Consider the following 4,776-nt stretch of genomic DNA (forward strand, 5'->3'; position numbering starts at 1 on the left):
GGAGGACGGGACGTACGGCCGTGAGCGGCCGGGGGCCGCGCAGCCGGTGGCGAAACTGCGCTGGCTGGCCCGGCACGAGCCGGAGGCCGCGCGGCGCGTGGCCGAGGTCCTCCAGCCGCACGACTGGCTGGCGTGGCAGCTGCTGGGCCGCCCGCCGCGCCGCACCACCGACCGCGGCGACGCCTCGGGGACCGGCTACTGGTCGGCCGCCACCGAGTCCTGGCGGGCGGACCTGGCCGAGCTGGCGCTCGGCCACCCGGTGAAGCTGCCCGAGGTGCTGGGCCCGGCGGAGCCCGCCGGGCACACCCCGGAGGGGCTGCTGATCTCGGCCGGCACGGGCGAGACGATGGCCGCCGCCTTCGGTCTGGGCGTCGGCCAGGGCGACGCGGTGGTCTCGCTGGGGGCGTCCGGTTCGGTCTTCTCCGTGCACCACCAGGCGCTGGCCGAGCCGACCGGCATGATCACCTCACTCGCCGACGCCACCGGCATGCACCTGCCGGTGGTGCACACGCTCAACGCCGTACGGGCGCTGCGCGGTGCCGCCGACCTGCTCGGCACCTCCCTGGAGGGGCTGTCGGAGCTGGCGCTGACCTCCACGCCGGGCTCCCACGGGCTGGTGCTGCTGCCCTATCTGGAGGGCGAGCGCACCCCCGACCTGCCGCACACCGCCGGCACGCTGGCCGGGCTGCGGCGCGAGAGCATGAAGCCGGAGCACCTGGCGCGTGCCGCCTTCGAGGGGATGCTGTGCGGGCTCGCCGACGCCCTCGACGTGCTGCGCGGCCGGGGCGTGTCGGTCGGCCGGGTCTTCCTGCTGGGGCCCGCGGCCGGTCTCCCGGCCGTGCAGGCGATCGCCCCGGCCCTGCTGGGCGCGCAGGTGGTGGTCCCCGAGCCCGCCGACTACACGGCGCTGGGCGCCGCCCGCCAGGCCGCCTGGGCCCTGGGGGTGGCCCAGGGCACGCTCTCGCCGCAGCAGCCCCCGATGTGGCCCGCCCCCGCCGGCCGGGTCCTGGAACCGGGCGAGGAACTGGCGGTGGGCCAGGCGGTGCGGCAGCAGTACGTGACGGTGCGCGAGCAGACGCATCCGGGCGCGTTCGGCTGAGCCCACGCAGGCCGCGCCGGGCCGCGCGCCGGGCCCCGGGTCACGGACCCCGGGTCTCAGTCCAGGTAGCCCCTGAGCTGGTCCGCGTACGTGTGGTCGCGGAGCTTGGCGAGGGTCTTGGACTCGATCTGGCGGATGCGTTCGCGGGTGACGCCGAAGAGGCGGCCGATCTCCTCCAGCGTGCGGGGGCGGCCGTCGACGAGCCCGTAGCGCAGCTGGACGACCCTGCGTTCGCGCTCCCCGAGGGTGGACAGCACCGCGTCCAGGTGCCGGCGCAGCAGCAGGAAGGCGGCGGACTCCACGGGCGAGGGGGCGTCGCCGTCCTCGATGAGGTCGCCGAGGTTGACGTCGTCCTCCTCGCCCACCGGAGCGTGCAGCGACACCGGCTCCTGTGCCAGCCGCAGCACCTCGCCGACCCGCTCCCCGGTCAGGCCGAGCTGGGCGGCGACCTCCTCGGGCGTCGGCTCGTAGCCGCGCTCCTGGAGGATGCGGCGCTGGACGCGGACGACCCGGTTGATCAGCTCCACGACGTGCACCGGGACCCTGATGGTGCGGGCCTGGTCGGCCAGCGCGCGGGACATGGCCTGGCGTATCCACCAGGTGGCGTAGGTGGAGAACTTGTAGCCGCGGGTGTAGTCGAACTTCTCCACGGCCCGGATGAGGCCCAGGTTGCCCTCCTGGACCAGGTCGAGCATGGTCAGCCCCCGGCCGGCGTACCGCTTCGCCACCGAGACCACCAGGCGGAGGTTGGCCTCGATCAGGCGGCGCTTGGCCACCCGGCCCATGACCACCAGCCGGTCGAGGTCGAGGGCGAGGCTCTCGTCGAGGCCGGGGGTGCGGGTGAGCTTCTCCTCGGCGAACAGGCCCGCCTCGACGCGCCGGGCGAGTTCGACCTCCTCGGCGGCCGTCAGCAGGGGGACGCGGCCGATCTCGCGCAGGTACTGGCGGAAGAGGTCGGCGGAGGGGCCTGTTCCGTCGGGTCCGCCCAGCCGGGGGGCGAGGGCGGGCTCCGCCCGGAGGCGTCCGGGCTCCGGCTCCGCGTCCTGCCCGGGGGCGGCCCGGGGACGGTCGGGGGGAGGAGGCTGCGGGCCGTCCGGCGGCACGACGGCCAGGGCCGGAGCGCCCGTGGAGTCCGGAACGGCGGGGGCGGCGGGAACGGCGGGGGCGGCGAGGGCCGCGCCGGCCGGGGTCCGGGTCTGCACGGGGGCGGCCTCCAAGCTGATCGCTGCCGGTTCGGGGACGACACGCGAGACGAGGACGGGCGCGGCCGCACCGCCGCCCGCACCGCGGCGGACGAGCGGCGCCGAAGGGGGTACGCGCTCCGGGGGCTCAGGCACCTCTCTCAGTGTGGGGTACGGCACACTCCCGCCACGAGGGGCGTGCGCACGGTTTCTGGACTCCCGGGTCACCGAACGCGTACGGAACGTGGCGAAACGGGCCGGTGAACGGTCGGCGGCGGGCGGGGTCCGGCCGGTACGGGATCAGGTCCGCGCGCAGCGCGCGGCCTACGACCAGAGCGCTGCGGCGCCGCGGTCGCGCAGCGACCGGCCGTACCGCTCCAGCGTCCAGAGCTGCTCGGCGACGGCCGTCTGCGCCTCGTCCCCGCTGTTCGCCATGCGCGCGAGGGTGCTGCTCAGCTCGGCGATCCGGCGGTTGACCGCCTCCAGCCGCACCTTGACCAGGAACTCCCCGGCGTAGGCCTCGTCGGGTTCGCGCGGGGTGCGCAGCGGCTCGACGCTCAACTCGGTGATCATCGACCGCACGGTGTCGTCCGGCGCGGCGTCGCGCACCCGCGCCAGGTACTCCCCGTCGGCCCGCTCCACTCCCCCGGCCTTCTCCACGGCCCGGCGCACCTCGGCGTAGGGCTCGGCGGTGAACTCGTCGGCTCCGTAGGCGTCGAAGAGCGGGGAGACCAGTGCCGGGAACTGCAGTGCCAGCTTGAGCAGTTCGCGCTCGGCCAGCCGCTGGGGGCTGCGCAGGTCCAGCCGGGGGCCGCCGGGCGCGGGGCCGGGCCGGACCTGCGGTGCGGGCGGCCCGGCGGAGCGGCGCTGCTGCGGGCCTCCCTGGCCGCCCTGGCCGCCCTGGCCTCCCGGACCGCCGGCCCGCCGCTCGCGCTCCCAGCGTGCGAGCTGCCCCACCCGCCGCACCACGAACTCGGTGTCGAGGATGCCCAGCAGCCCGGCCAGGCGCACGGCGTACTGGTGCTGGATCGAGCCGTCCTTGATCCGCGCGACGATCGGCGCGGCCTCCTCCAGGGCGGCGGCCCGGCCCTCGGCGGTGTCCAGGTTGTGCTGCCCGGTGACCGAGCGGATGGCGAACTCGAACAGCGGCGAGCGCCCCTCCACCAGGGCCGCCAGCGCCTCGTCGCCCTCGGCCAGCCGCAGTTCGCACGGGTCCATGCCGCCGGGCGTGACGGCGATGGAGGTGCGGGCGGCGAACTTCTGGTCGTCCTCGAAGGCGCGCAGGGCGGCCTTCTGCCCGGCCGCGTCGCCGTCGAAGGTGAAGACGACCTCCGAGCGGGAGTTGTCCATCAGCAGCCGCCGCAGGATCTTGATGTGCTCGCCGCCGAAGGCCGTGCCGCAGGTGGCGATGGCGCCGGTGACCCCGGCCAGGTGGCAGGCCATCACGTCCGTGTAGCCCTCGACGACCACGGCCCGGCCGGTCTTGGCGATCTCGCGCTTGGCCAGGTCGATGCCGTAGAGCACCTGGGACTTGCGGTAGATCGCCGTCTCGGGGGTGTTGAGGTACTTCGGCCCGTTGTCGTCCTCGCGCAGCCTGCGGGCGCCGAAGCCGACGACCTCGCCGGTGATGTCGCGGATGGGCCACATCAGCCGGCCGCGGAAGCGGTCGATGGGGCGGCCGTTGCGGCTCTCCTGGGCGAGACCGGCCAGGATCAGCTCCTTGTCGCTGAACCCCTTTCCGCGCAGGAAGCGGGTCAGGTGGTCCCATCCGGCCGGGGAGTAGCCGACGCCGAAGTGCGCGGCGGCGTCCTGGTCGAAGCCGCGTTCGGCCAGGAAGCGGCGGCCGGTCTCGGCCTCCGGTGAGTCGAGCTGCTCGGTGTAGAAGGCGGCGGCGGCCTTGTGCGCCTGGACCAGCCGGATGCGCTCGCCCTGCTGGCGGCCGGGGGCGTAGCCGCCCTCCTCGTAGCGCAGGGTGACCCCCGCCTGGGAGGCGAGCCGCTCGACGGCCTCGGAGAAGGACAGGTGGTCCACCTTCATCACGAAGTCGAGGGTGTCCCCGCCGGCCTGGCAGCCGAAGCAGTGGTACAGGCCCTTGCTCGGACTGACGTGGAAGGAGGGGGACTTCTCGTCGTGGAAGGGACACAGGCCCTTGAGGTTGCCGCCGCCGGCCGGGCGGAGCTGGAGGTACTCGGAGACGACGGCGTCGATCGGGACCGCGTCCCGCACCGCCTTCACGTCGTCGTCGTTGATCCGTCCCGCCACGGCAGAAGTCTACGGCCGCCCCGCGGCGTCCCCGGTACGGCGGGTCCGGGGCGGGATCTCCCGGACGAGGACGAGGTGCGGGCCGACACCCTCGATGACGAACTCCTCGCCGTGCACCCGGAAGCCCTGGCGCTCGTAGAAGCCGCGGGCCCGGGTGCGGCCGTTGCACCACAGCAGCGCGGCGCCGCGGGCGGCGGCCTCGGCGGCGCCCGCGCGCAGCACGGCGGCGCCGTG

Annotated in this window: 3 protein-coding genes and 1 pseudogene; 1 reads left to right on the plus strand and 3 read right to left on the minus strand. The window is 75.4% G+C overall.

Annotated features, from left to right (window positions below; translation table 11 throughout):
- A partial coding sequence (locus ACLIYP_RS29160; protein ID WP_412716085.1) for an FGGY-family carbohydrate kinase occupies positions 1-1,099 on the plus strand: 1,099 nt, incomplete at its 5' end.
- A 56-nt stretch (positions 1,100-1,155) separates the two neighbouring features.
- Here ACLIYP_RS29160 and ACLIYP_RS29165 read toward each other — a convergent pair.
- The 3 genes and pseudogenes from ACLIYP_RS29165 to ACLIYP_RS29175 form a co-directional block, all read right to left on the minus strand.
- Positions 1,156-2,436: an RNA polymerase sigma factor gene (locus tag ACLIYP_RS29165; protein ID WP_412716086.1), complete on the minus strand. Its 1,281-nt coding sequence runs from the start codon at positions 2,434-2,436 to the stop codon at positions 1,156-1,158.
- A gap of 168 nt (positions 2,437-2,604) precedes the next feature.
- Positions 2,605-4,542, minus strand: a complete 1,938-nt coding sequence (gene dnaG / locus ACLIYP_RS29170; RefSeq protein ID WP_412716087.1) for a DNA primase — start codon at positions 4,540-4,542, stop codon at positions 2,605-2,607.
- 9 nt (positions 4,543-4,551) lie between these two features.
- Positions 4,552-4,776 (minus strand): annotated as a pseudogene (locus ACLIYP_RS29175) (hypothetical protein); the annotation flags it as partial.

Source organism: Streptomyces nanhaiensis, from assembly GCF_046614825.1.
Lineage (GTDB): Bacteria > Actinomycetota > Actinomycetes > Streptomycetales > Streptomycetaceae > Streptomyces > Streptomyces radiopugnans.